The 20,695-nt window shown below is 61.6% G+C and carries 18 protein-coding genes; 6 read left to right on the top strand and 12 right to left on the bottom strand.

Features of this window, described 5'->3' with window-relative positions:
* Positions 1 to 76: 76 nt before the first annotated feature.
* Genes LOY55_RS27265 through LOY55_RS27255 form a run of 3 tightly spaced genes read right to left on the bottom strand, consistent with a single transcriptional unit; the run spans position 77 to position 3,139 of the window.
* Positions 77 to 1,063, bottom strand: coding sequence for a lysylphosphatidylglycerol synthase domain-containing protein (locus tag LOY55_RS27265; RefSeq protein ID WP_223525628.1), 987 nt, complete (start codon positions 1,061 to 1,063; stop codon positions 77 to 79).
* A complete protein-coding gene (clsB, locus tag LOY55_RS27260; RefSeq protein WP_109787320.1) occupies positions 1,050 to 2,345 on the bottom strand; it encodes a cardiolipin synthase ClsB in 1,296 nt (431 codons plus the stop codon). Before clsB ends, LOY55_RS27265 begins: the two co-directional genes overlap by 14 nt.
* Positions 2,342 to 3,139 (bottom strand): endonuclease/exonuclease/phosphatase family protein, encoded by a 798-nt coding sequence (locus LOY55_RS27255; RefSeq protein ID WP_077431182.1) that lies wholly within the window; start codon positions 3,137 to 3,139, stop codon positions 2,342 to 2,344. The genes clsB and LOY55_RS27255 overlap by 4 nt, the downstream gene beginning before the upstream one ends.
* A gap of 330 nt (positions 3,140 to 3,469) precedes the next feature.
* On the opposite strand from LOY55_RS27255, the gene LOY55_RS27250 reads away from it, so the two are divergent.
* Entirely contained in the window at positions 3,470 to 5,593 is a 2,124-nt protein-coding gene (locus tag LOY55_RS27250; protein WP_109787322.1) for a mechanosensitive ion channel family protein, read from the top strand.
* A gap of 115 nt (positions 5,594 to 5,708) precedes the next feature.
* On the opposite strand, the gene LOY55_RS27245 is transcribed toward LOY55_RS27250, so the two are convergent.
* Positions 5,709 to 10,025, bottom strand: a complete 4,317-nt coding sequence (locus tag LOY55_RS27245) for a DEAD/DEAH box helicase (protein WP_223525627.1) — start codon at positions 10,023 to 10,025, stop codon at positions 5,709 to 5,711.
* Positions 10,026 to 10,350: 325 nt separating this feature from the next.
* Here LOY55_RS27245 and LOY55_RS27240 point away from each other — a divergent pair, with 325 nt between their 5' ends.
* Both LOY55_RS27240 and LOY55_RS27235 read left to right on the top strand, forming a co-directional pair.
* On the top strand, positions 10,351 to 11,235 hold the full coding sequence (locus tag LOY55_RS27240) for a sugar nucleotide-binding protein (protein ID WP_077431185.1): 885 nt from the start codon (positions 10,351 to 10,353) through the stop codon (positions 11,233 to 11,235).
* Positions 11,228 to 12,157, top strand: a complete 930-nt coding sequence (locus tag LOY55_RS27235; protein WP_046028808.1) for an NAD-dependent epimerase/dehydratase family protein — start codon at positions 11,228 to 11,230, stop codon at positions 12,155 to 12,157. Before LOY55_RS27240 ends, LOY55_RS27235 begins: the two co-directional genes overlap by 8 nt.
* Positions 12,158 to 12,254: 97 nt before the next feature.
* Here the strand turns inward: LOY55_RS27235 and LOY55_RS27230 are convergent, their stop codons facing one another.
* The 5 genes from LOY55_RS27230 to LOY55_RS27210 form a co-directional block, all read right to left on the bottom strand.
* Complete coding sequence (locus tag LOY55_RS27230; RefSeq protein WP_109787325.1) at positions 12,255 to 12,956, bottom strand: OmpW family protein; 702 nt, start codon at positions 12,954 to 12,956, stop codon at positions 12,255 to 12,257.
* Between the two features lie 177 nt (positions 12,957 to 13,133).
* Entirely contained in the window at positions 13,134 to 13,652 is a 519-nt protein-coding gene (locus tag LOY55_RS27225; RefSeq protein WP_046028806.1) for a DUF3299 domain-containing protein, read from the bottom strand.
* An 11-nt stretch (positions 13,653 to 13,663) separates the two neighbouring features.
* Positions 13,664 to 14,929, bottom strand: coding sequence for an ABC transporter permease (locus LOY55_RS27220; RefSeq protein ID WP_077431186.1), 1,266 nt, complete (start codon positions 14,927 to 14,929; stop codon positions 13,664 to 13,666).
* 1 nt (position 14,930) lies between these two features.
* Complete coding sequence (locus LOY55_RS27215; protein ID WP_046028882.1) at positions 14,931 to 15,641, bottom strand: ABC transporter ATP-binding protein; 711 nt, start codon at positions 15,639 to 15,641, stop codon at positions 14,931 to 14,933.
* Positions 15,642 to 15,772: 131 nt separating this feature from the next.
* A complete protein-coding gene (locus tag LOY55_RS27210; protein WP_223525626.1) occupies positions 15,773 to 16,363 on the bottom strand; it encodes a DUF2796 domain-containing protein in 591 nt (196 codons plus the stop codon).
* Between the two features lie 134 nt (positions 16,364 to 16,497).
* Between LOY55_RS27210 and LOY55_RS27205 the strand changes: the two genes are divergently transcribed.
* Positions 16,498 to 16,851 carry a hypothetical protein gene (locus LOY55_RS27205; protein WP_109787328.1) on the top strand — a complete coding sequence of 118 codons (354 nt, stop codon included), beginning with the start codon at positions 16,498 to 16,500 and terminating at the stop codon, positions 16,849 to 16,851.
* Positions 16,852 to 16,914: 63 nt separating this feature from the next.
* Here the strand turns inward: LOY55_RS27205 and trxA are convergent, their stop codons facing one another.
* The 3 genes from trxA to LOY55_RS27190 are packed head-to-tail and all read right to left on the bottom strand — an operon-like array spanning position 16,915 to position 18,944.
* On the bottom strand, positions 16,915 to 17,787 hold the full coding sequence (trxA, locus tag LOY55_RS27200; RefSeq protein ID WP_109787329.1) for a thioredoxin: 873 nt from the start codon (positions 17,785 to 17,787) through the stop codon (positions 16,915 to 16,917).
* Between the two features lie 39 nt (positions 17,788 to 17,826).
* On the bottom strand, positions 17,827 to 18,483 hold the full coding sequence (locus LOY55_RS27195; protein WP_223525625.1) for a methyltransferase: 657 nt from the start codon (positions 18,481 to 18,483) through the stop codon (positions 17,827 to 17,829).
* Positions 18,480 to 18,944 (bottom strand): YbaY family lipoprotein, encoded by a 465-nt coding sequence (locus LOY55_RS27190; RefSeq protein WP_046028791.1) that lies wholly within the window; start codon positions 18,942 to 18,944, stop codon positions 18,480 to 18,482. Before LOY55_RS27190 ends, LOY55_RS27195 begins: the two co-directional genes overlap by 4 nt.
* 127 nt (positions 18,945 to 19,071) lie before the next feature.
* On the opposite strand from LOY55_RS27190, the gene nrdR reads away from it, so the two are divergent.
* Together nrdR and ribD are read left to right on the top strand one after the other, a co-directional pair.
* Entirely contained in the window at positions 19,072 to 19,536 is a 465-nt protein-coding gene (nrdR, locus tag LOY55_RS27185; RefSeq protein WP_003228656.1) for a transcriptional regulator NrdR, read from the top strand.
* The gene (gene ribD / locus LOY55_RS27180; protein WP_046028789.1) at positions 19,533 to 20,666 is read left to right on the top strand and encodes a bifunctional diaminohydroxyphosphoribosylaminopyrimidine deaminase/5-amino-6-(5-phosphoribosylamino)uracil reductase RibD; all 1,134 of its coding nucleotides are present in this window, start codon (positions 19,533 to 19,535) and stop codon (positions 20,664 to 20,666) included. The genes nrdR and ribD overlap by 4 nt, the downstream gene beginning before the upstream one ends.
* Positions 20,667 to 20,695 lie beyond the last annotated feature (29 nt).

Here is a 20,695-nt window from a genome sequence, read left to right as displayed (position 1 = left end):
TCGCTCCCACATTTGGAACGCATTCCCCTGTGGGAGCGAGCTTGCTCGCGATGGCGGCCTCAGACTTATAACACCCTCAAGAAGGCTTCTTCGAGATCCGCAACGACTTGGCCTTGGCCTCCACCAGCAAATACATCACCAGCGTAATCAACAACGGCAGGATGAAATAAATCGCCCGGTACGCCAGCAACCCGGCCACCAGGCTTCCCCGCGAAACCTCGTGTTGCAGCAGCGCCACAAACACCGCCTCCAGCACGCCAAGCCCTGCTGGAATATGGGTGATGACCCCGGCGATGGCGCTGATCAGCAACACACCCAGCACCAGTGGGTAGTCGAGCTTGCTCGGCAACAAGGTAAAAATCACCGCCGCCATCAACGACCAGTTCAGCGCGCCGAGGGCCAGTTGCAGCACGGCCATGCGCAATGACGGCAGATCAATTTCTATCCCGCGAATGGCCCATTCACGCCGCTTGGAAAACCGGCAGGCCGCCAGATAACCCGCGCTCACAATCAGCAACAACACGCCTACGCCTTGTAATGCGCCACTGCTCAGTTTCCAGCCGGGCGGCATGCGCACCAGCCCACTGCTGAACACCGCGCCGGCAATGACCATGTAACCGAACCAGTTGGTCGCCAGGCTCAAGCCGAGGATTTTCGCGATGTTGCCCTTGCTCACGCCCAACCGTGAATACAAGCGATAGCGCATGGCGATGCCACCCACCCATGCACTCAGATTGAGGTTGAAGGCATAGCTGATGATCCCCACCGGCAGGATCTGTTTCCACGTCAGGTCCTGGCGAATGTAGGTTCGCCCGATCAGGTCGAAACTGGCATACACCAGAAAACTCAGCAGCGTCAGTCCTGAAGCGATGACCAGCGTTCGCACCTTGAAATCGGCCAGGGTGTTGAACACTTCGTCCCATTCGAGGCGCTCGGCCAGCATCGTCAACAAGACAATCAGCGCCAGGAAAAACAACATCGTCAACGGCCGTTTCCAGCGGCTCCAGCGAGACTTGCCGGGGTGCTCGGTGTGACTGCCCGAATGCGCTTCAGCGTGGCTCATGATGATCGCTCCCGGTCGGCTGGGTGAAGGGCTTGAGGCGCGGCTTGTGTGCCGGCAGCCAACCCGCCCAGGCCGGGAAGTGCCGCAGGAAGTGGAACACCAGAAAGCCGACCGTCATGTGCCAGATGCGGCCGCGCGGCGCGGTGTCGACGGACATGGCTTTGCAGTGGTTGTCGCTCAGGTGTTCAAGGCGTTCAAACAACGTGCGATTGAACGCGCGGTCGCGGATCAACACGTTGGCTTCCAGGTTCATCGACAAGCTCAGTGGGTCGAGGTTGCTTGAGCCGACGGTGCTCCAATCCTCATCGACCAGCGCGACTTTGCCGTGCAGCGGCCGTTGGCAATACTCATGAATCTGTACACCGGACTTGAGCAAATAGTCGTAGGTCATGCGTGCGGCGAGTTTGGCCACCAGCATGTCTGGTTGACCTTGCAGAATCAGCCGCACGTCGACGCCCCGGCGCGCCGCGTTACGGATCTCGCGCAGCAAGCGGTAACCGGGAAAGAAGTAGGCGTTGGCGATCACCACGCGGCGTTTGGCACTGCGCAGCACCAGCCGATATACCTCTTCGATGTCGGTGCTGTGGTCGCCATTGTCGCGGTACACCAGGCGAACCTGGCCGTCATGATCGTCCAGGGCCAGTTCCGATCGCCGTTGGCGACGGCGCTGCCACCAGTATTTGGCCCGGGCCGGGCGACCGCATTGCAACAGCGCGAAATGATGGATGTCGGCCACCGCCGGGCCTTGCACTTCAACGGAATAATCCTGTTTGGCTTCGGGGCCGAAGTCGCCCAGATGGTCGGCGGAAAAGTTGATCCCGCCGATAAAGGCCACCGCGCCGTCGACCACGACAATCTTGCGGTGCAGGCGACGGAACCAGTTGGTGCGAATGCCCAGACGCTTGGGCGCCGGGTCGAATATCTGGATGTGTACGCCGGCCTCGCTCAATGCGGCCAGAAACCCGGTGCTCAATTCGCCACAGCCAAAACCGTCGAGGCTGGCCGTGACCCGCACACCGCGCCGAGCCGCGTCGATCAGCACTTGCTGCATTTCATTGCCGACCTTGTCCTCGAACACGATGAAAGTTTCCAAGAGGATTTCCGTCTTGGCCTGGCGCATGGCCTCGAACACCCTGGGGAAATACTCCTCACCGTTTTCCAGCAACTCGACGCGGTTGTTGCCTTGCCAGCCATAGTCGACATCGACCACGGCGGGCTCTCGGGTTTTCGGGGGAGTGGACACGTGTTCCACGCGGGCTTCTTCCATCGATGGGCTGCTCATAGCTCGATCTCCACCGACAGCGGTGCATGGTCGGAAAGGTGTGACCAGGGACGCGCCGCCAGCACTTGCGGACGGTGGGCCTTGAGGTTGCGCACGTAGATGCGGTCTAGTCGAAGTGCCGGCATTCGCGCAGGAAAACTGCGCGCCGGTTTGCCGTGATGTTCGGCGAACACTTCGCGCAGTCCGCAGGGTTTGAGCAACGCATCGGCGCGTTGGCGCCAGTCATTGAAGTCGCCGGCCACGATCACCGCAGCATCGTCCGGCAACTGTGCCAGGCGTCGGCTCAATAGCTTGAGCTGTTCGGTGCGATGGGTTTCGCGCAGCCCCAGGTGCACGCAAATGGCGTGAACCTCCTGACCGTCACCGGGCAGGCGTAACACGCAATGCAGGATGCCGCGGTTTTCATGGCCGCTGATCGAGACGTCGAGGTTGTCATGGCGAATGATCTGGAATTTCGACAGCAGCGCATTGCCGTGATCGCCCGCCGGGTAAACCGCATTGCGGCCATAGGCAAACTGCGGCCACAGGGTGTCGGCGAGGAATTCGTATTGCGGCATCGTCGGCCAATCGCTGTAGCGCCGCGGATGCTGTTCATGGGTGCCGTGGACTTCCTGCAAAAACACCACGTCGGCGGACACGCTGCGCACCGCTTCACGCAACTCCGGGAGGATGAAACGCCGGTTGAGCGCGGTAAACCCTTTGTGCGTGTTGACCGTCAGCACGGTGAAGCTGCGCACGGCGGTGAGGATAGGCGATGGCTCGTCGGCGGCGCCAAGCGGCTCGGAAACGTTCATGGCAGCACGCCTTCGGCCACCGGTTTGCCGGGGACGCTGTAGCGCCAGCCTGAACTACCCACATGAATCGCCGCCATGCCGCCTCCCGCCTGATGGTCTTCGAACAACCCTGTCTTTTGATGACTGCGGGGCGAGCGAGAAAGTTTCGACGGAACTACGGACGGTACAGGCCCACAAAATAACCAACGTGGGGGCGATGTACGGCAGCAATCGGGCTGGCCCCGCATACACCGCCAGGTCTGAAACTTCCTGCCGGTCTACGCTTGTAGGCGCGGCCGAAGGCTGCGATCTTTCGTGTTCATATCGACTCACTAAAAGGAGCACCGCGTTTTGCATCCGTTCAAGACTGCGATATGGCTGGCGCTACTTCTGTTCACCACCAGCGTCGGGCTGCAAGCGGCAGCGCTGCCGGGCATGCCGGCCAGCAGCGCCGCGACGCCACCGGCTCACCCGGAACCGCTGGTCCAGGGCGGTTTGCTGGGGGCCATCAGTTCGAGCATTGATGAGGTCCAGGGCAAACTCGATCTCAACGAAGGCCTGGTCGACGCCTGGCGTCTGCGCGCAGACCGCGCGGCGGATGAAGTGGATCAACTGGTCAATCATCCATCGGCGCGTTCCAGCTGGAGCGTGGCGGGGGATTTCCTGCTGTTGTCCGGCGTGTGGGTGGGCGTCTTTGCGTTGCTCTGGCTGCTCGGCGGGTTGTTGGCCAAGCGACTGAGCGAGCACCGCTTGCTGCTCACACGAGAACGCGGCCAAGCCGTGCTCGGTTATGCATTGCCTTACAGCATTCCGGCGCTGGTCAGCCTGCCGCTGACGATTTTTGTCAGCCACTTCCTGCCCGTGTCAGCCGGGCGGGCGCTGGCGCTGTGTTTCGCCTATGCCACCAGCAGCGGGATCTTTGCCGCCTCGCTGGTCATGACGCTGGTGGTCCTGTTCAACACCGGGCACAAGCGCCGGGCGGTGCAGATCCTTCGTCAGTTCAGCCCGCGACCACTGTTTGGCATCGGCTTTCTGGTCGCGATCAGCGATGCCCTGACCAGCCCGCAAATCGCCCACCAATTGGGCGGCAATCTCACCAGCAGCATCGCGGTATTGACCGGGCTGGGGGCGTCGATTTCCTTCGGTTTGCTGGTGATCAAAATGCGTCGTCCAGTCGCGCATCTGATCCGCGTTCTGCCGTTGGCCCAGCGTCAGAGTCAGCCTGCACTGCGCGAGACGCTGCGGATATTTTCCGGCCTGTGGTACTGGCCGATCCTGTTGATGGTGATGGTGTCGATCATGAACCTGGTCAGCATCAGCGATGACAATCAGCAGGTGTTGCGCAGTGCACTGCTCACCACGGTTCTGTTGATCGCGACGGTGTTCCTCAGCACCACGTTGCATCACCTGTTCAAGTCCCGCAGCGAGCAAGCGGTACGGCGTAGCAATGCCTATAAAGAGCGCTTCCTGAGCCTTTCTCACGCCTTGCTGCGGATCGGCATGGCAATTGTGTTCATCGACATCCTGGGACGTATCTGGGGGGTGTCACTCTTCGAGTTCGCGGTGAGCAATTCGGTCGGCCGGGCGATCAGTGATTCGCTGAGCCGCATCGGCTTGATTTTCCTGATGACCTGGATGGTCTGGGTGGTGCTCGACACGGCGATTCAGGAGGCCCTGAAACCACCGGTCAGCAAACGCTCGGCACGCCAACCGAGCACGCGGGTGAAAACCATCCTGCCGCTGCTGCGCAATGCGATCAAAATCCTGCTGGTGGTGATCTGTGCGATCACCACCATGGCCAATCTCGGGATCAATGTCGCGCCGTTTCTGGCCGGCGCCGGGGTGGTGGGGCTGGCCATCGGTTTCGGCTCCCAGCAACTGGTGCAGGATGTGATTACCGGGCTATTCATCATCATCGAAGACACCCTGTCGATTGGCGATTGGGTGGTGCTCGATTCCGGGCATGCCGGCACGGTCGAAGGCCTGACCATTCGCACCCTGCGTCTGCGTGACGGCAAGGGCTTTGTGCACTCGGTGCCGTTCGGCCAGATCAAGGCGGTGACCAACCAGTCCCGACAGTTTGCTTATGCGTTCTTCTCGGTGCAGTTCACCTACGACACGGATGTCGACAAGGCGATTGAGTTGATTCGCGAGGCCGGGCATTCGATCAGCGACGACCCGTTTCTCAAGTACAACCTGCAAGGACCGCTCGACGTATTCGGGGTCGACAAAATGGACCTCAACGGCGTGGTGCTGACGGCGCAGTTCCGTACGGTGTCGGGCGGGCAGTATGCGGTGAGCCGAGCCTTCAACCAGCGATTGAAAAAGCTTGTGGATAACAGCCCTTGGGTGCATTTCGCGCAGACTTATCCACAGCAGGTTTTTATTCCCCAGCGGCAGGTGGATGAGGGAGAGGGCGGGCTGGCGCCGGAGCATTCGTCGGTTTTGCTGCCGGATCAGCCGCGTACCCAGTAGTACCAGGACAGATCGTTCCCACGCTCTGCGTGGGAATGCCTCACCGGACGCTCCGCGTCCACTCTTGAGACGCAGAGCGTCTCTGGCTGCATTCCCACGCAGAGCGTGGGAACGATCAATGCCGGATCAGTTTGTTGTGCAATTCAGCAGTCGCCTGCTGATCCAGCTCCATCCAGAAATGCTGCTTGCCGGCAATCTCCGCCGCCGCCGGCAATCCATCGCGGTACACCAGCCGATTATTCGCCAACGCCGGCACTTTCACGCCCGGTAAAAGCGTGCCTGCCAGGTTCAGCGGGTCAACCCCGCACACCGCGATCAAACTGCCGTCATGCGGCCGTCGGCGTACTTCGCGTAGTAACGGGATCGCCTCGGGCAGCGCAAACTGCTCCCCCGCCAGACCACTGACAAACCGCCCGCCACGTATTTCGCCCCGTGCCTCCAGTCGGTGAAATGTGCGCAGCAATTCGCGCCAACTTGGCAGCCAATCCGCCTCACGCTCCAGCAAGCGCCAGAACACCACGCCATAGCGCCGCAGCAAGGTCATGGCGATGTGTTCCAGGGTTTCGTTGGGTGTGGGCGCCGGGCGTTTGTTATCCACAACCGGCGCGGCAGGCCCGCGTCGCAACAGGGCCCAGCGACCGGCATCGTCCATGCCGCCCACAAACGCTCCGCGCCCGCGTCGGCTGCTGCGATTCTGGCGTTTGCTGGCCGGGGTAATCAGCGCCCGCAACCCGGCGAAGCTGTCAGCGTTCACAAGCCCCGCACCGACCAATTCCTGCAAGGCGATTTCCAGTTCCGAGCGCAACAGGTGCGCTTCATGAATCAACTCATCGAAAAACAGCGCGCCATGTTGGCTGAGCGCTTCATAGACCTTTTGCGTCTTGGGCGACAACTCGCTGACCGGTGTCTGCTCGGTCAAGCTGACCCATAACCCGATCTGGCCGCGCGGCAACAACACAATGGGTGTGCTGCGCAGTGCCGTGCTGGCGCCTTTGTTGCGAGCGGTCAGGCGTGTCCAGACGAGTTTTCCGCTTCGGCACAGGTCATCCAGCCAGCCCGGCGAATAGTCTTTGATACGTCCGGGCAACATATCGCTGTCCCAGGCTGACGCAGCGGCCGGGTAGCCTTCGAACTGACTGATGATCGCCGGCAATACGGCACTGCCCTGGCCTTGAGTCGCCGCCGACAGGTGCTGCCAGTCGAACAGAAAACGCATGAAGTCCTGCAACGCCACCGGCTCGATTTCCCGACGTAGACGCTTGACCGTGTAGCGGTGAATTCGTGCCAGCAGATGCCGTTCGCACCATTGCTCCACACTGGCGCCGGGTGTGAAGCGACCGCGCAATACATAGCCTTCGCGTTCCAGTTGGGCCAAGGCCTGGGTGACTTGATTCACTGTCAATCCAAGCGGTTCGGCAATGGCGTCGAGCGGTAACGGCCCGAAGGCGCTGAGCCGCGCGCGGATCACTTCAAGCATCGCTTCGTCGGGCTCCCAGACTTCATCGAAGCCGGGTAGCGCTTGCAGTGCCGGCAACAACCTGGCCTGTGGATAAATCGATTTGAAACAGGTGAGTCGCTCCAGTGCCAGCCACAATGATTGCCTGGCGTTGATCCGCAAAAGGCTGGCGCGACCGCTGTCGGCCAAGGCGTTCAGCCAATCGAGCCAGTGCGGATTGGCCTGCGCTTCCGCGTCGGTGATGCACGCCAGGCTCATCAATGCCTCGTGCATCTCATCGATGCCGGAAGGTGTCGGCCAAGCCTCATCGCGCACCGCTTGAATCGCCTCGGCATCCAGCGCGCCGAGGTCGTCAGTGGATTGCGGGTCGGTCCAGCGACGGTTGAGCACCGCTTGCGTGCGGCGTTCTTCCAGCGGCGCATCGTCGAGAAAAGTGTAGGGCCGGGCGCTGAGGATTTCGGCCGCCAAAGGGGAGGGCGCCGGCAAGTCACGGCTGATCAGCCGCACATCACCGCGTTCCATGCGCCGCAGCAGCGCCAGCCAGCCGTCACTGTCCATCGCCTCGTGCAGGCAATCGTCGAGGGTTTGCTCCACCAGCGGATGGTCGGGAATTTCGCGCTCGCCGGCGAGGTTTTCCACGCAGGCAATCTGGTCGGGGAAGACGCTGGCAATCAAGTCTTCGCTTTTCATCCGCTGGATCTGCGGCGGGACTTTGCGTCCGCCACTGTAGCGCGGCAATGCCAGGGCGACGCCGGCATTCCAGCGCCAGCGCACACCGAACAACGGCGCGTCGAGCACTGCTTGAATCAGGATGTGCTCGGCGCTGTTGCTGTGCAGGTAGCGCCAGACATCGTCGAGTTCGAAACTGTGGCTGGTGGACAGCGACAGGACAATGGCGTCTTCGCTGGCGGCGGCCTGCAATTCGAAGTTGAAGGTGCGGCAGAAGCGTTTGCGCAGGGCCAGGCCCCAGGCCCGGTTGATGCGGCTGCCGAACGGCGTGTGGATGATCAGTTGTGTACCGCCGGACTCGTCGAAAAACCGCTCCATCAGCAGCGTGTCTTGTGACGGCAGGGCGCCGAGCGTCAGGCGCGCACGGGCGAGGTAATCCACCAGTTGCCCGGCGCTGTCGAGGTTGAGGCCGAGGGTGTCGGTCAGCCAGTCGAGGGCCGGTTGCAGATGGCCCGGTGTGGCGCCGAGCAGGTCGTCGAGGTGCGCCTGCAAGCGAGCGACGGCAAAGGACAGTTCGGCGCTGCGACCGGGCGCTTCACCGAGCCAGAACGGAATGGTCGGCGGTTGCCCCTGAGCGTCTTCGACCCGGACCTTGCCAGTGTCGACCCGCAGGATCCGGTAGGAGGTATTGCCCAGCTGGAACACATCCCCGGCAATGCTTTCCACCGCAAAGTCTTCGTTGACGCTGCCGATGTTCAGCCCTTGGGGCTCCAGCAAGACGCTGTAGTCGGCGTTGTCCGGAATAGTCCCGCCACTGGTCACGGCGGTCAGTTTGGCACCCCGACGACCGCGTAAAGTACGGGTCACGGCGTCGCGATGCAGGTAAGCGCTGCGGATACCCTGACGACCGTTGTAACCCTCGGCAAGCATGTGCAGCAGCGCCTGATAGTGCTTTTCGTCGAGCCCGGCGTAGGGCGAGGCGTTGCGCAACATCTCCAGCAGCGCCTGTTCCGGCCATTCCTGGCAACTGACCTCGGCAATGATTTGCTGGGCGAGCACGTCCAGCGGTGCCTCGGGGATCTGCAACGTATCGAGTTCGCCGCGTCGTACACAGTCGAGCAGGGCGGCGCATTCGATCAGGTCGTCGCGAGTGGTGGCAAACAAACGGCCCTTGGGCGTACCGCCGACTTGGTGCCCGGAGCGGCCGACCCGTTGCAGAAACCCTGAAATCGAGCGCGGCGAGGCGATTTGGCACACCAGGTCTACGTCGCCAATGTCGATGCCCAATTCCAGCGAAGCGGTGGCGATCAGCACTTGCAGGTCGCCGCGCTTGAGCCGTTGTTCGGCGTCCAGGCGAAACTCTTTGGCCAGGCTGCCGTGGTGGGCGGCGACGGCGTCCTTGCCCAGGCGTTCGCTCAGGTGCCGGCTCAAGCGTTCGGCGAGTCGCCGGGTGTTGACGAAAATCAGTGTGGTCCGGTGTTCGCGGGCGAGGGCGGCGAGGCGGTCATAGACCAGCTCCCACACATCATTGGCCATGACCGCCGATAGCGGCACCGGTGGCACTTCGATGTCCAGGTCCCGTGGACGGGCGTGGCCGATGTCGACGATCTCGCAAGGGCGGTCACGGCCCACCAGAAAACGCGACACCGCTTCGATGGGTTTTTGCGTGGCTGACAGACCAATGCGCACCAGCGGATCTGCGCACAGCGCCTGCAATCGCTCAAGGCTCAAGGCCAGGTGGCTGCCGCGTTTACTGGCGGCGATGGCGTGAATTTCATCGACAATGACCGTGCGCGTGGTGCCGAGCATTTGTCGGCCGGAATCGGAGCCGAGCAGCACGTAAAGGGATTCTGGCGTGGTCACCAGAATGTGCGGTGCGGTCTTGCGCATGGCCGAGCGATCTTTTTGCGGTGTATCGCCGGTGCGCACGGCGGTGTTGATCTGTAATGGGGGCAGGCCCATCACGCGCAATTGCTCGGTGATCCCGGCGAGCGGGTCTTGCAGGTTGATCTGGATGTCGTTGGACAACGCCTTGAGCGGCGAGACATAGACCACCAGGGTTTCGTCTGGCAGCCCGTCGTCGGTTTCCAGGCCCCGGTGAACCAGGTCGTCGATGACCGCGAGGAAAGCGGTGAGGGTCTTGCCGGACCCGGTGGGCGCGGCGATCAGGGTCGAGCGCCGCTGACGAATCAACGGCCACGCCCGGGCCTGGGCGGCGGTGACCGTCGGGAAGGTACTGCTGAACCAGGCGCTGACGGCGGGGTGGAAGCCTGCCAGTGCAGCGTCCGTGGGAATGGGCAGATTCATGGGGTAATTTATGCGGGTGGGGTGGTTCAGATGCAAGTACCATTCAAGCCCTTCGCCGAGCCTGAGGGCCTCATCGCGGGCAAGCCCGCTCCCACAGTGGTTTCTGTTGTTCATAAATTTTGTATTCATAGGAGATCCCTGTGGGAGCGGGCTTGCCCGCGAAGGGGCCATCACCGGCGGCACAAATCCCGGGCATCTACACTTTACGGATGACGGTTGCGCACTAAACCCGCAAAATGCAACGATTCCGGCAACTATCAACGGCATTGCCTGCGGGCATTGTCGATAAAGCCATCGTTCCAATCAGACTGGGCCTGCTGACTCTATGCGAATGCGCCTTATGTTACTGGGCGGCGGAAATGCCCTTGGGCAGGCGCTGATTCGCCTCGGTGCGGAGGAAGACATCGGTTTCCTCGCCCCCCGCCCCCCGCAAGACGGCTGGGATGCCGCGAGCCTGACGCAACTGCTCGACGACACCCGTCCGGACGCGTTGATCAACCTCGCCTACTACTTCGACTGGTTTCAGGCAGAGACGGTCAGCGAAATGCGTCTGGCCGGGCAGGAGCGGTCGATCGAGCGTCTGGCCGAACTGTGCCAGCATCACAACATCGTTCTGCTGCAACCCTCGAGCTATCGTGTGTTTGATGGCTCGCGTGCCACCGCCTACAGCGAAAAAGATGAGCCGGTTCCTCTGGGGCTACGCGGTCAGTCACTGTGGCGCATCGAACAAAGCGTTCGCGCAACCTGTCCACAGCACGTACTGCTGCGTTTTGGCTGGTTGCTCGATGACAGCCCTGACGGCACGCTCGGGCGCTTCCTTGCACGAGCGGAAACGCCTGACGAACTGTTGTTGGCCGACGACCGCCGGGGCAACCCGACTCCGGTCGACGATGCAGCCCGGGTGATCATTTCGGTGCTCAAACAACTCGATTGTGCAGCGCCGCTGTGGGGCACCTATCATTACGCCGGGCATGAGGCGACCACGCCGCTGGCGCTGGGGCAGGCCATCCTGACTGAAGCACGCAGCCTGCATCCGTTGGCCATCGAAGCGCCGACGGCCCAGGCTCACGCCGCGCGACCGGATGCCGCCGAAGAGCCACAACACGCGGTGCTGGCCTGCAAGAAAATTTTGCACACGTTCGGGATCAAGCCCCGCGCCTGGCGCGCGGCACTCCCGGGCTTACTGGACAGGTTTTATCGCCATGGCTGACGGCCCTGTTTTTATCACCGGCGGCGCCGGTTTTATCGGTTCGCACCTGACCGATGCCTTGCTCGCCAAAGGGCATTCGGTGCGCATTCTCGATGACTTGTCCACCGGCAAACGCAGCAACCTGCCGATGGATAACCCCAACCTGGAATTGATTGTCGGTGATGTCGCCGATGCGTCGCTCGTGGCTCAGGCGATGGTCGGTTGCAGCGCGGTGGCGCACTTGGCGGCAGTGGCCTCGGTGCAAGCGTCGGTGGATGATCCGGTGAAGACTCATCAGAGCAACTTCGTCGGCTCGCTGAATGTCTGCGAAGCCATGCGCCAGGCAGGCGTCAAACGCGTGCTGTTCGCTTCCAGCGCGGCGGTCTACGGCAACAATGGCGAAGGTGAATCGATCGATGAGGACACCCCCAAGGCGCCCTTGACGCCCTACGCGTCGGACAAGTTGGCGAGTGAGCACTACTTCGATTTCTACCGCCGCCAGCATGCGCTGGAACCGGTGATTTTCCGCTTCTTCAACATTTTCGGCCCGCGTCAGGACCCGTCCTCGCCGTATTCCGGGGTGATCAGTATTTTCAGCGAGCGGGCGCAAAATGGCCTGCCGATCACTGTTTTCGGTGACGGTGAGCAGACGCGTGATTTCGTTTACGTCGAGGATCTGGTGGACCTGCTGGTGCAAGCCATCGAAATGCCGCAGGTTGAAGTCGGCGCGGTGAATGTCGGCTGGAACCAGGCGACCAGTCTCAAGCAAATGCTCGAAGCCCTTGAGACGGTGGTGGGCCAGCTGCCCCCCGTGAGCTTTGGCCCGGCACGTTCCGGTGACATCCGTCATTCGCGAGCGAGTAACCGGCGTTTGCTGGAGCGTTTTGTCGTACCCGGGCAAACACCGATGAGTGTTGGATTGGCCCGGTTGCTGGGACGATAGCCAATAGAAAAGGCGCCTGTTCAGGCGCCTTTTTTGTTGCTGATCGTTCCCACGCAGAGCATGGGAGCGATCGATTCACCACCACGTGAATGTACCTTTAGAACTTGTAGCCCAGGCCTACCATGTAGACGAACGGGTCTACATCCACGTCGACCTTGGCCCGAGTGCCCGGCGCAATCCCGTTGTTTTCCACGGTCGCAGTGGTGTCGATGTCGATGTAGCGCACCTGGGCGTTGAGCAAGATGTTGTCGGTGATCATGTAATCGGCGCCGACCTGGAACGCCATGCCCCAGGAGTTATCCGCTTCGAAGTTGCTGAAGCCCTTGGCCTGCGCTTCGCTGCCGACGTGTTCGTCGTAGATCACGGTGTAGTTGATACCGGCGCCGAGGTACGGCTGGAAAGCGGACTTCGGGTCCAGCGGGTAGTACACGACGCTCAAGGTCGGTGGCAGGTGTTTCAGAGTGCCGAGTTTACCGTTGGCCGCTGAGCCCAGGGCAGTGCCTTTGAGTTTCACGTCATGCTCGAACGGAGTGGCCGCCAACAGCTCGATCCCCCAGTGGCTGTCCAGCATGTAGGCAAAGTTCAGGCCCAGTTGCGTGTCGCTGTCCATGGTGGCCTTGCCACCCAGGTTGGTACCGGCCAACGGGCCCTGGTCGACCTTGACGCTGGAGCTGTCGGCTTTAGGGTTGACGGTGATTGCACCGGCACGAATCAGGATATCGCCTGCCTCGAAGGCGTGGGCGAGCGGGGCGGCGAGCGCGAGGGTAATCAGCGAGGCACTGAGCAAAGACTTGTGCATGGGAGGCTCCAAAGGACGTTAAAAATTTTTGATGTCCAATGGTACAAAGCTGCCTGATACGGTCTTTTGATTCAGCTCAATGAAACTGTGATGACCGGGTTTTGTGGTGAATTTGATAGCCCCATCGCGGTCAAGTCGAATCGTCGCACCCTTGTGAGTGACTCAGAATTACCGGATTCATTCGGGCAATTCATACACATAAATCTTGTCCGCTTCCATCTGATACCCGGCATCCGCCAGCTCACTGGTCGACGCCTTGACCTGCATCGCGCCCTCGATCCAGTACGGCTGATACAGCTCATCAAGCTTCACGCCGACTTCGCTTTTTACATGCACGATCTGGTTTGACGGTGGTGGCGGCACATGGATGCAGGCGCCGAAATACGGCACCAGCAAAAACTCGGTGGTACGCCCGTCTTCACCGACTTCCAGCGGCACGATGTAGCCCGGCAGGCGAATGTTCTGGCCATCAAGGCTGTTCACCACCGGCGCATTGGGCATGTCCTGCTTGGCGGCGGGCGCTGACTCGGCAGACAGCGTGCTGCTCATCTGCGACAAGTCGTGCAGCGGCGTCATGTTCGGCACTTCCGGCGCGGCGTCCGGCGGGATCATTTCCGACCAGGTCAGGTCTTTCGGCTCGGCCGCCCAAAGGGGCAGGGCGACCAGCATCAGCAGCGCAAGCAAGGCGCGGGGCATGTTCAACGTCCTCATAGTCGGATCGACAGACCATCGGCCAACGATTGGCGATACGCGCGCCAGGCCGGCACGCTGCCCATCAACAAAGCGGCGATCAGGATGCCACCGAGCAGCGTCCATTCATACTCGCTCGGCCACGCCAGCGGCAGGTACAAACCGTAATTGGCTTGCACGTAACCCTGGGCGGCGGCGATGCACACATACAGCAGCGCCACGCCGGCAATCACCCCGGACAGCGCCAAGGCAAAGGCCTCGAGCACCAGCAAGGTCGCGATGTGCCAAGGCCGGGCGCCGACCGAGCGCAGAATCGCCATCTCGCGGCGACGTTCATTCAGGCTGGTGAGAATCGCCGTGAGCATGCCGATCAACCCGGTCAGCACCACGAACAGTGAAACCACGAACAAGGCTTTTTCCGCCGTGCTCATCAAACTCCACAGCTCTTGAAGCGCCACGCCGGGCAGGATCGCCAGCATCGGTTCACCACGGAATTCGTTGATTTCACGTTGCAACGCAAAGGTCGAAATCTTGCTGTTGAGGCCGAGCATGAACGCGGTGATCGCTTGCGGCGTGAGGTCCATGTTGCGTGCCTGATCGGCACTGATTCGGCCTTTTCCTTGTGCCGGCACGCCGTTGTGCCAGTCGACATGGATCGCCTCCATGCCGCCAAGGCTGATGTGCAACGTGCGGTCCACGGGCGTGCCGGTGCGTTTGAGGATGCCGACCACGGTGAACGGTTTGTCGTCGTGCTTGACCAGGCTGATCACCGCCACGCCGTGGGCCAACACCAGTTTGTCGCCGAGTTTGTAGTGCAGAGCATCCGCGACTTCGGCGCCGAGTACTACTTCAAACGGGTCGGTGGCGAAAGCGCGGCCGTCGGCCAGTTCCAGGTGTTGCTGATGGCCGTACTGGTAATGCTCGAAGTACGCCTCGGTGGTGCCCATCACCCGGTAGCCGCGATGGGAGTCGCCGAGGGACATTGGAATCGCCCACTTCACTTTCGGGTTGTTGGCGAAGTGTTCGAAGCTGTCCCAGCGAATATTGTTGGTGGCATTGCCGATGCGAAACACCGAGTAGAGCAACAGGTTCACCGAACCGGAGCGTGCGCCGACGATCAGGTCGGTGCCGCTGATGGTGCTGGCAAAACTGGCTTTGGCTTCGGTGCGCACGCGCTCCACGGCCAACAGCAGGCACACCGACAGGGCGATGGCGAACGCGGTGAGTATCGCGGTGAAGCGCCGGTTAGCCAGACTGGCCATGGCAAGACGAAACAAATACATCTCAGACCTCTGCAGGCGTGGCGGCGCGATTGAGTTCGGCCAGCGACAGGTTGCGATCAAACAGCGGCGCCAGGCTCTGGTCGTGGCTGACAAACAACAGGCTAGAGCCGGCTTCACGGCATTCGGCGAACAACAGGCGAATGAAGTTTTCCCGAGCGTCGTAGTCCAGGGCTGATGTCGGTTCGTCGGCGATGACCAGTTCCGGCTGGCCGATCAGCGCTCGTGCAGCGGCCACTCGTTGCTGTTGGCCGATGGACAGCGAATCGGCGCGTCGGCTGAGGATGCTTTCGTCCTTCAAACCCAAATGGGCGAGCAGGGTGGCCGCCGCCTGATCGACACTGCCGTGGCGCTGTTTCGCCCGTTCGGCGCGCAACCTGGAGAAGTGGCAGGGCAGTTCGACGTTTTCGCGAACCGACAGGAAGGGCAGCAAATTGAATTGCTGAAAGATGTACCCGGTGTGATCGACGCGGAAACGGTCGCGTGCGCCGGCACCCAGTTCGGTCAATTCCTGTCCGAGCAGCCGAATGCTCCCGCGATCAGGTTTCTGCACGCCGCCGAGCAGGCCGAGCAGGGTGGTTTTACCACTGCCGCTGGGGCCTTTGAGGAACAGGGTTTCGCCAGGCTCCAGGCGAAACGCCGGGATGTCCAGCAACGGCGGGTGACCGGGCCAGCTGAAGCCCAGGTCGGACAGTTCGATGAGTGCTTGGGTCATAGCGCCGATTTCATGGGTGTTGATGACCTGTAGGAGCATGGCTTGCCCGCGATGAACGATGACGCGGTCTAATCGAAACCTGCGACGTCTTTATCGCGGGCAAGCCTTGCTCCTACAGGATCGGGGTGGATTCAGAATTTCAGGGGCGCCGTCTTCGCAGTCACTTCGACGCCTTGCTGGCCGCTCGGGCTGATCAGTTGTACCTGAATTTTCTGGGTCGCCGGGAACGTGTTGAAAATAGTTGCCAGGTCGAGGTTCTTCAGTGCACCCGGAGCTGCGCAGGTGAATTGGTAATGAGCGTGGATCTCGCTGTGGTCGTGATGATGTTCATGACCGTCCTTGTCCGTTTCATCTTCGTCGTGATCATCATCGGCGTCAGGTTTGTCGCCGAACAACGGGCTTTCCAGTTCCTGCATGGCGACTACGCAACCGGCGGCTTTCGGCAGATTGAACAGCGCCAGCGGTTTCTCCAACTGTGCCCGGGCCGCAGCGACCTTGGCTTTATCGGCGTCGGTGGTGGCCGCGTGTTCGAAGCCCACCAGGTTCATCGCCGGGCTCTCCAGTTCAAGCTCCAGGGTCTGGCCGTCCAGCGCCGCGTTCAAGCGCGCGACACCATGTTCGTGAGCGCCAAGGCTGCCGTGCTCGTGATCATGCTCCTCGGCGGCGTGGGCGGCGGCCAATGGCAACAAGGCAAACGGCAAAGCGAGCAGCAGACGGTGCATGGTGGGTCTCCGGCAGTAAGATGAATAATTTGTTATGTAATCTTATAACGTAAGCGTGGAGAGTTTGACCGCCTGCTTGGCGTTGCACAAGTCCCATGGGAGCATGCAAGTCAGAAATGTGCAGGAGCAGACTCATGTTGCGAATACGCGGAAGCATCGGCGACTGGCCGGTGGATTTGACGCTGGAGATGGATGACGGTGATTGGGCGCGGCTCGGTGCGCAGTTGCAGGTGAGCAAGCCCGAGGCTAGCGCGGCTGCGGCCAAACCACTGAATCAGGATGATGCGCTGTGGCAGATCGCCAAGGACTTGTTGCGCAAGGCCGGACAAATGAGCGGGCCGGATTTGCTCGAGCAACTGGAAGGGCTGACCGGTAGTGCGGCGTCGGGCAAACGCCTGTTGGTGCGCTTGCGCCATAGTGCCGATGTGAAGGTGTCGAGCGGCGGGGATACGCCGCTCTACAGCTGGCAAGCGCCAGGTAGGAGCTGAGCTTGCTCGCGATGGCGATCTTTAGGACGCCATCGCCGGCAAGCCGTGCTCCTACAAGGTGACTTAATACAGCGCGGCAAACAGTTTGCGACGGTACGTAGTCACCAGCGGGTGGTCATTGCCCAGCAGTTCGAACACTTGCAGCAAGGTCTTGTGCGGCAAGCCTTCGCTGTAGCTGCGATTGCGGATGAACAGCTTGAGCAACGCATCCAGGGCCGCTTCGTACTGCTGGCGAGCCAATTGCTGAACCGCCAGCTGATACACGGCTTCATCATCCAGCGGGTTTTTCGCCAGCCGTGCTTTCAGGTCCGCCGCATCCGGCAGGTCCTTGGCCTGGCCGAGAAACTGGATCTGCGCCTTGGCGCCGGCCAGGGCCGCTTTATGTTCATCGCTCTTGACCGCGTCGAGCACGGTTTGCGCTTCACCCAACTCGCCACGCTCGGTGAGGCAGCGGGCGTAGAGGATCAGTGCTTTGGCATTGGTGTTGTCTTCGCCCAGCAGCACTTTGAGCACGGCTTCGGCGTCGGCGAAACGACTGTCATCGAACAAGGCCTGAGCCTGCTCGAACGGGTCGGAGGCGGCCGGAGGCGGCATTTGTACGTGAGGCTCAAGCATCGTGCGCACGGCGGATTCCGGTTGCGCACCGGCAAAACCGTCAACCGGTTGGCCATCCTTGAACAGCACCACGGTCGGCAGGCTGCGAATACCGAAACGGGCAACGATGTCTTGTTCCAGGTCGCAGTTGACTTTGGCCAGCAGCAACTCGCCCTGATAGCTTTCGGCGATGGTCTGCAGCATCGGCATCAGCACTTTGCAGGGCGCACACCATTCGGCCCAGAAATCCACCAGCACCGGTTTGTGGAAGGAGTTCTCGATCACCGACTGGTCGAAATCGGCAGTCGTGGCGTCGAAGATGTACGGCGTTTCCTGACTCATGGGGGATCTCGTAAAAGCGTGAATGTGGCAACTATAAGGCTAGGTACGCCGCGCGTGGTAGAGGCTCACATGCCGAAACTCTTCGGGTTCGGCCAGATCCGGCAGGGTCATCGCTTCCAGCATCTCGATGCGTTGATACAACGGGTGACGGAAATCCCTGACACGCGAGTCGGCCACCAGCGCCTCATTGCCGCGCGTTAAAAACTCATCGAGCAAGGGCAAATTCGCCCGGTCGTACAGCACGTCCGCTACCAGAATCAGATCGAACCGGTCGGCCTCGGCGAAAAAATCTGCCGAATAGTTGAGCTGTACGTCATTGAGTTCGGCATTCGCCCGGCACGCGGCAATGGCCAGCGGATCGAGATCACAGGCCACAACTTCGAGGGCGCCGGCTTTCACCGCGGCAATTCCCGCGATACCCGAACCCGCGCCGAAGTCCAGTACCCGCTTGCCTTTGACCCACTCGGGGAATTCGACGAGATAGCGCGCCACCGCCAGGCCGCTGGCCCAGCAGAAACTCCAGTACGGCGGCTCATGCAGAATCCGTCGGGTTTCTTCAGGGCTGAACGCACGGTCCATGTTGTCGCCGTCGATTAGCCAGAGCTTCAGGTCGGTATCGGGCAATGCAACAGGGACAAGCTGCGCATCACCCAGCAGTTCACCCAAGGCCTGTTGCAGGTCGAGCGGTGCAATCATGGTGCTTTGACAAATTGCAGCTGACCCAGTGCCTGTGTCGTTGGCTGCGAAATGACCTGCGACGGCAGATGCAAAATCAGCTGGCCGGACTGGCTGGCGCGGCCGCGCAGTTCAACGCGAGCACCGCTCGGGAAGGAGTCCGGGTTGAAGCGTAGATGAAACGGCAACACTTGATTGGTGCCGATCAGGCTGGAACTGGCGAGCAATTGCTGCGGGCGATCTTTCTCGTCGATCACCAGCAACGCCAGTTCGACTTCGGCGCCGGCCGGCACGCCTTGCAGGGTGCCGCTCAACTCACGTTGATACGCCGGCAGCGGTCCGAGGTTGGCCGACTCCTGCGCTTTTTTCTGCGCAGCTTGCGGTGCCGGGCCGGGTGTCGGTGGCTGGGGCTTGGGCGCATCGCTGCCGCAGGCCACCAGCAGGCTGAAAAGACTGAGCAAAACGAGCGGTCTTAAGGACATTTATGGCTCCAGCAAGATGAAATCCACGGATCAAGCGCTATAGCCGACTGTATACCGCAAACCCTATGGCTTGTCTTGCCACCGGGATGCGCTACCATGGCCCTCCCTTTTTTTGTTGCCTGCCACCATGCACTGTCCCTTCTGCGGTGCCAACGACACCAAGGTCATCGACTCGCGTCTGGTCGCCGAGGGCGAACAGGTGCGCCGCCGGCGTGAATGCCTGGCCTGCGGCGAGCGTTTCACGACGTTTGAGACCGCCGAACTGGTGTTGCCGCGCCTGATCAAAACCGACGGCAGTCGCCAGCCGTTCGACGAAGAAAAACTGCGTGCCGGCATGCAGCGAGCGCTGGAGAAGCGCCCGGTGAGTGTCGAGCGCCTCGAATCGTCGCTGGTGCACATCAAACACAAACTGCGCGCCACTGGCGAACGCGAGGTCAAATCCCTCGTGGTCGGTGAGCTGGTGATGGCCGAGCTGCAAAAGCTCGACGAAGTCGCCTATATCCGCTTCGCTTCGGTGTATCGCCGCTTCCAGGACCTCAACGAGTTCCGCGAAGAGATCGATCGCCTGGCCCGTGAGCCGGTGAAAGAATGAGCACACCCGCCGAACTCGCCATCCTCGACGCCCATTACATGGCCCGCGCGCTGGAACTGGCGCGCAAAGGTCATTACACGACGCATCCCAACCCGCGGGTCGGCTGTGTGATTGTGCGTGACGGGCAGATTGTCGGTGAAGGCTGGCATGAGCGCGCCGGTGAGCCTCACGCCGAAGTCCACGCCTTGCGCGCCGCCGGTGAATTGGCCCGGGGCGCCACGGCCTACGTGACACTTGAGCCTTGCAGCCATCACGGCCGCACGCCGCCCTGCGCCGATGCGCTGGTGACTGCCGGGGTTGCCCGTGTGGTCGCGGCGATGCAGGACCCGAACCCGGACGTCGCCGGTCGCGGTCTGCAACGTCTGGCCCAAGCCGGTATCGCCGCCGAAAGCGGCGTGCTGGAAGGCGAAGCGCGCAAGCTCAACGAAGGCTTCCTTAAGCGCATGGAACACGGCTTGCCGTTCGTGCGGGTCAAGTTGGCCATGAGCCTGGACGGTCGCACGGCGATGGAAAGCGGCGAGAGCCAGTGGATCACCGGCCCCGCCGCGCGTTCGGCGGTGCAGCGGCTGCGTGCCCAGGCCAGCGTGGTGCTGACCGGCGCCGACACGGTACTGGCGGACAACGCCCGTCTGACCGTGCGCGCTGACGAGTTGGGCCTGGATGCGCAGCAAACCGCGTTGGCCATGAGCCGTCCGCCGCTGCGCGTATTGATCGATGGTCGCCTGCGGGTGCCGCTGGATGCGCCGTTCTTCAAGGCCGGCCCGGCGCTGGTCGCCACCTGCGTGGCAGTGGAAGAACAGTACGCCAACGGCCCGGAATGCCTGATCGTGCCCGGCTACGATGGTCAGGTCGATCTGCGGCAATTGCTGGTCGAGCTCGCCGCCCGTGGCGTCAATGAGGTGTTGGTCGAAGCCGGCCCGCGCCTGGCGGGCGCATTCGCTCAGCAAGGCCTGGTGGATGAGTTCCAGATTTTCATCGCCGGCAAGTTTCTGGGTTCTTCGGCGCGACCGCTGCTCGACTGGCCGCTCGCGCAAATGAAGGATGCGCCCGAGCTTAAAATCACCGAAATTCGCGCGGTTGGCGATGACTGGCGGGTCACAGCCATTCCTTCGCCAGCCGCGAGCGTATAATTCCTGGCCGCAGCCTAGCGACGGCTTTG

This window comes from Pseudomonas sp. B21-040, assembly GCF_024748695.1.
In the GTDB taxonomy this organism is placed as follows: Bacteria; Pseudomonadota; Gammaproteobacteria; order Pseudomonadales; family Pseudomonadaceae; genus Aquipseudomonas.
Note: the sequence above shows the minus strand (reverse complement) of the source record. Positions and strands in the feature narration are given on the sequence as shown.

Bases quoted from the DNA above. Each gene is read 5' to 3' on its own strand.
- LOY55_RS27195 (WP_223525625.1), bottom strand. From the start codon at position 18,483: ATGATTGCACCGCTCGACCTGCAACAGGCCTTGGGTGAACTGCTGGGT.
- LOY55_RS27230 (WP_109787325.1), bottom strand. From the start codon at position 12,956: ATGCACAAGTCTTTGCTCAGTGCCTCGCTGATTACCCTCGCGCTCGCC.
- clsB (WP_109787320.1), bottom strand. From the start codon at position 2,345: ATGAGCAGCCCATCGATGGAAGAAGCCCGCGTGGAACACGTGTCCACT.
- nrdR (WP_003228656.1), top strand. From the start codon at position 19,072: ATGCACTGTCCCTTCTGCGGTGCCAACGACACCAAGGTCATCGACTCG.
- LOY55_RS27190 (WP_046028791.1), bottom strand. From the start codon at position 18,944: ATGTCCTTAAGACCGCTCGTTTTGCTCAGTCTTTTCAGCCTGCTGGTG.
- LOY55_RS27255 (WP_077431182.1), bottom strand. From the start codon at position 3,139: ATGAACGTTTCCGAGCCGCTTGGCGCCGCCGACGAGCCATCGCCTATC.
- ribD (WP_046028789.1), top strand. From the start codon at position 19,533: ATGAGCACACCCGCCGAACTCGCCATCCTCGACGCCCATTACATGGCC.
- LOY55_RS27245 (WP_223525627.1), bottom strand. From the start codon at position 10,025: ATGAATCTGCCCATTCCCACGGACGCTGCACTGGCAGGCTTCCACCCC.
- LOY55_RS27210 (WP_223525626.1), bottom strand. From the start codon at position 16,363: ATGCACCGTCTGCTGCTCGCTTTGCCGTTTGCCTTGTTGCCATTGGCC.
- trxA (WP_109787329.1), bottom strand. From the start codon at position 17,787: ATGAGTCAGGAAACGCCGTACATCTTCGACGCCACGACTGCCGATTTC.
- LOY55_RS27215 (WP_046028882.1), bottom strand. From the start codon at position 15,641: ATGACCCAAGCACTCATCGAACTGTCCGACCTGGGCTTCAGCTGGCCC.
- LOY55_RS27225 (WP_046028806.1), bottom strand. From the start codon at position 13,652: ATGCCCCGCGCCTTGCTTGCGCTGCTGATGCTGGTCGCCCTGCCCCTT.
- LOY55_RS27205 (WP_109787328.1), top strand. From the start codon at position 16,498: ATGTTGCGAATACGCGGAAGCATCGGCGACTGGCCGGTGGATTTGACG.
- LOY55_RS27265 (WP_223525628.1), bottom strand. From the start codon at position 1,063: ATGAGCCACGCTGAAGCGCATTCGGGCAGTCACACCGAGCACCCCGGC.
- LOY55_RS27240 (WP_077431185.1), top strand. From the start codon at position 10,351: ATGCGAATGCGCCTTATGTTACTGGGCGGCGGAAATGCCCTTGGGCAG.
- LOY55_RS27220 (WP_077431186.1), bottom strand. From the start codon at position 14,929: ATGTATTTGTTTCGTCTTGCCATGGCCAGTCTGGCTAACCGGCGCTTC.
- LOY55_RS27235 (WP_046028808.1), top strand. From the start codon at position 11,228: ATGGCTGACGGCCCTGTTTTTATCACCGGCGGCGCCGGTTTTATCGGT.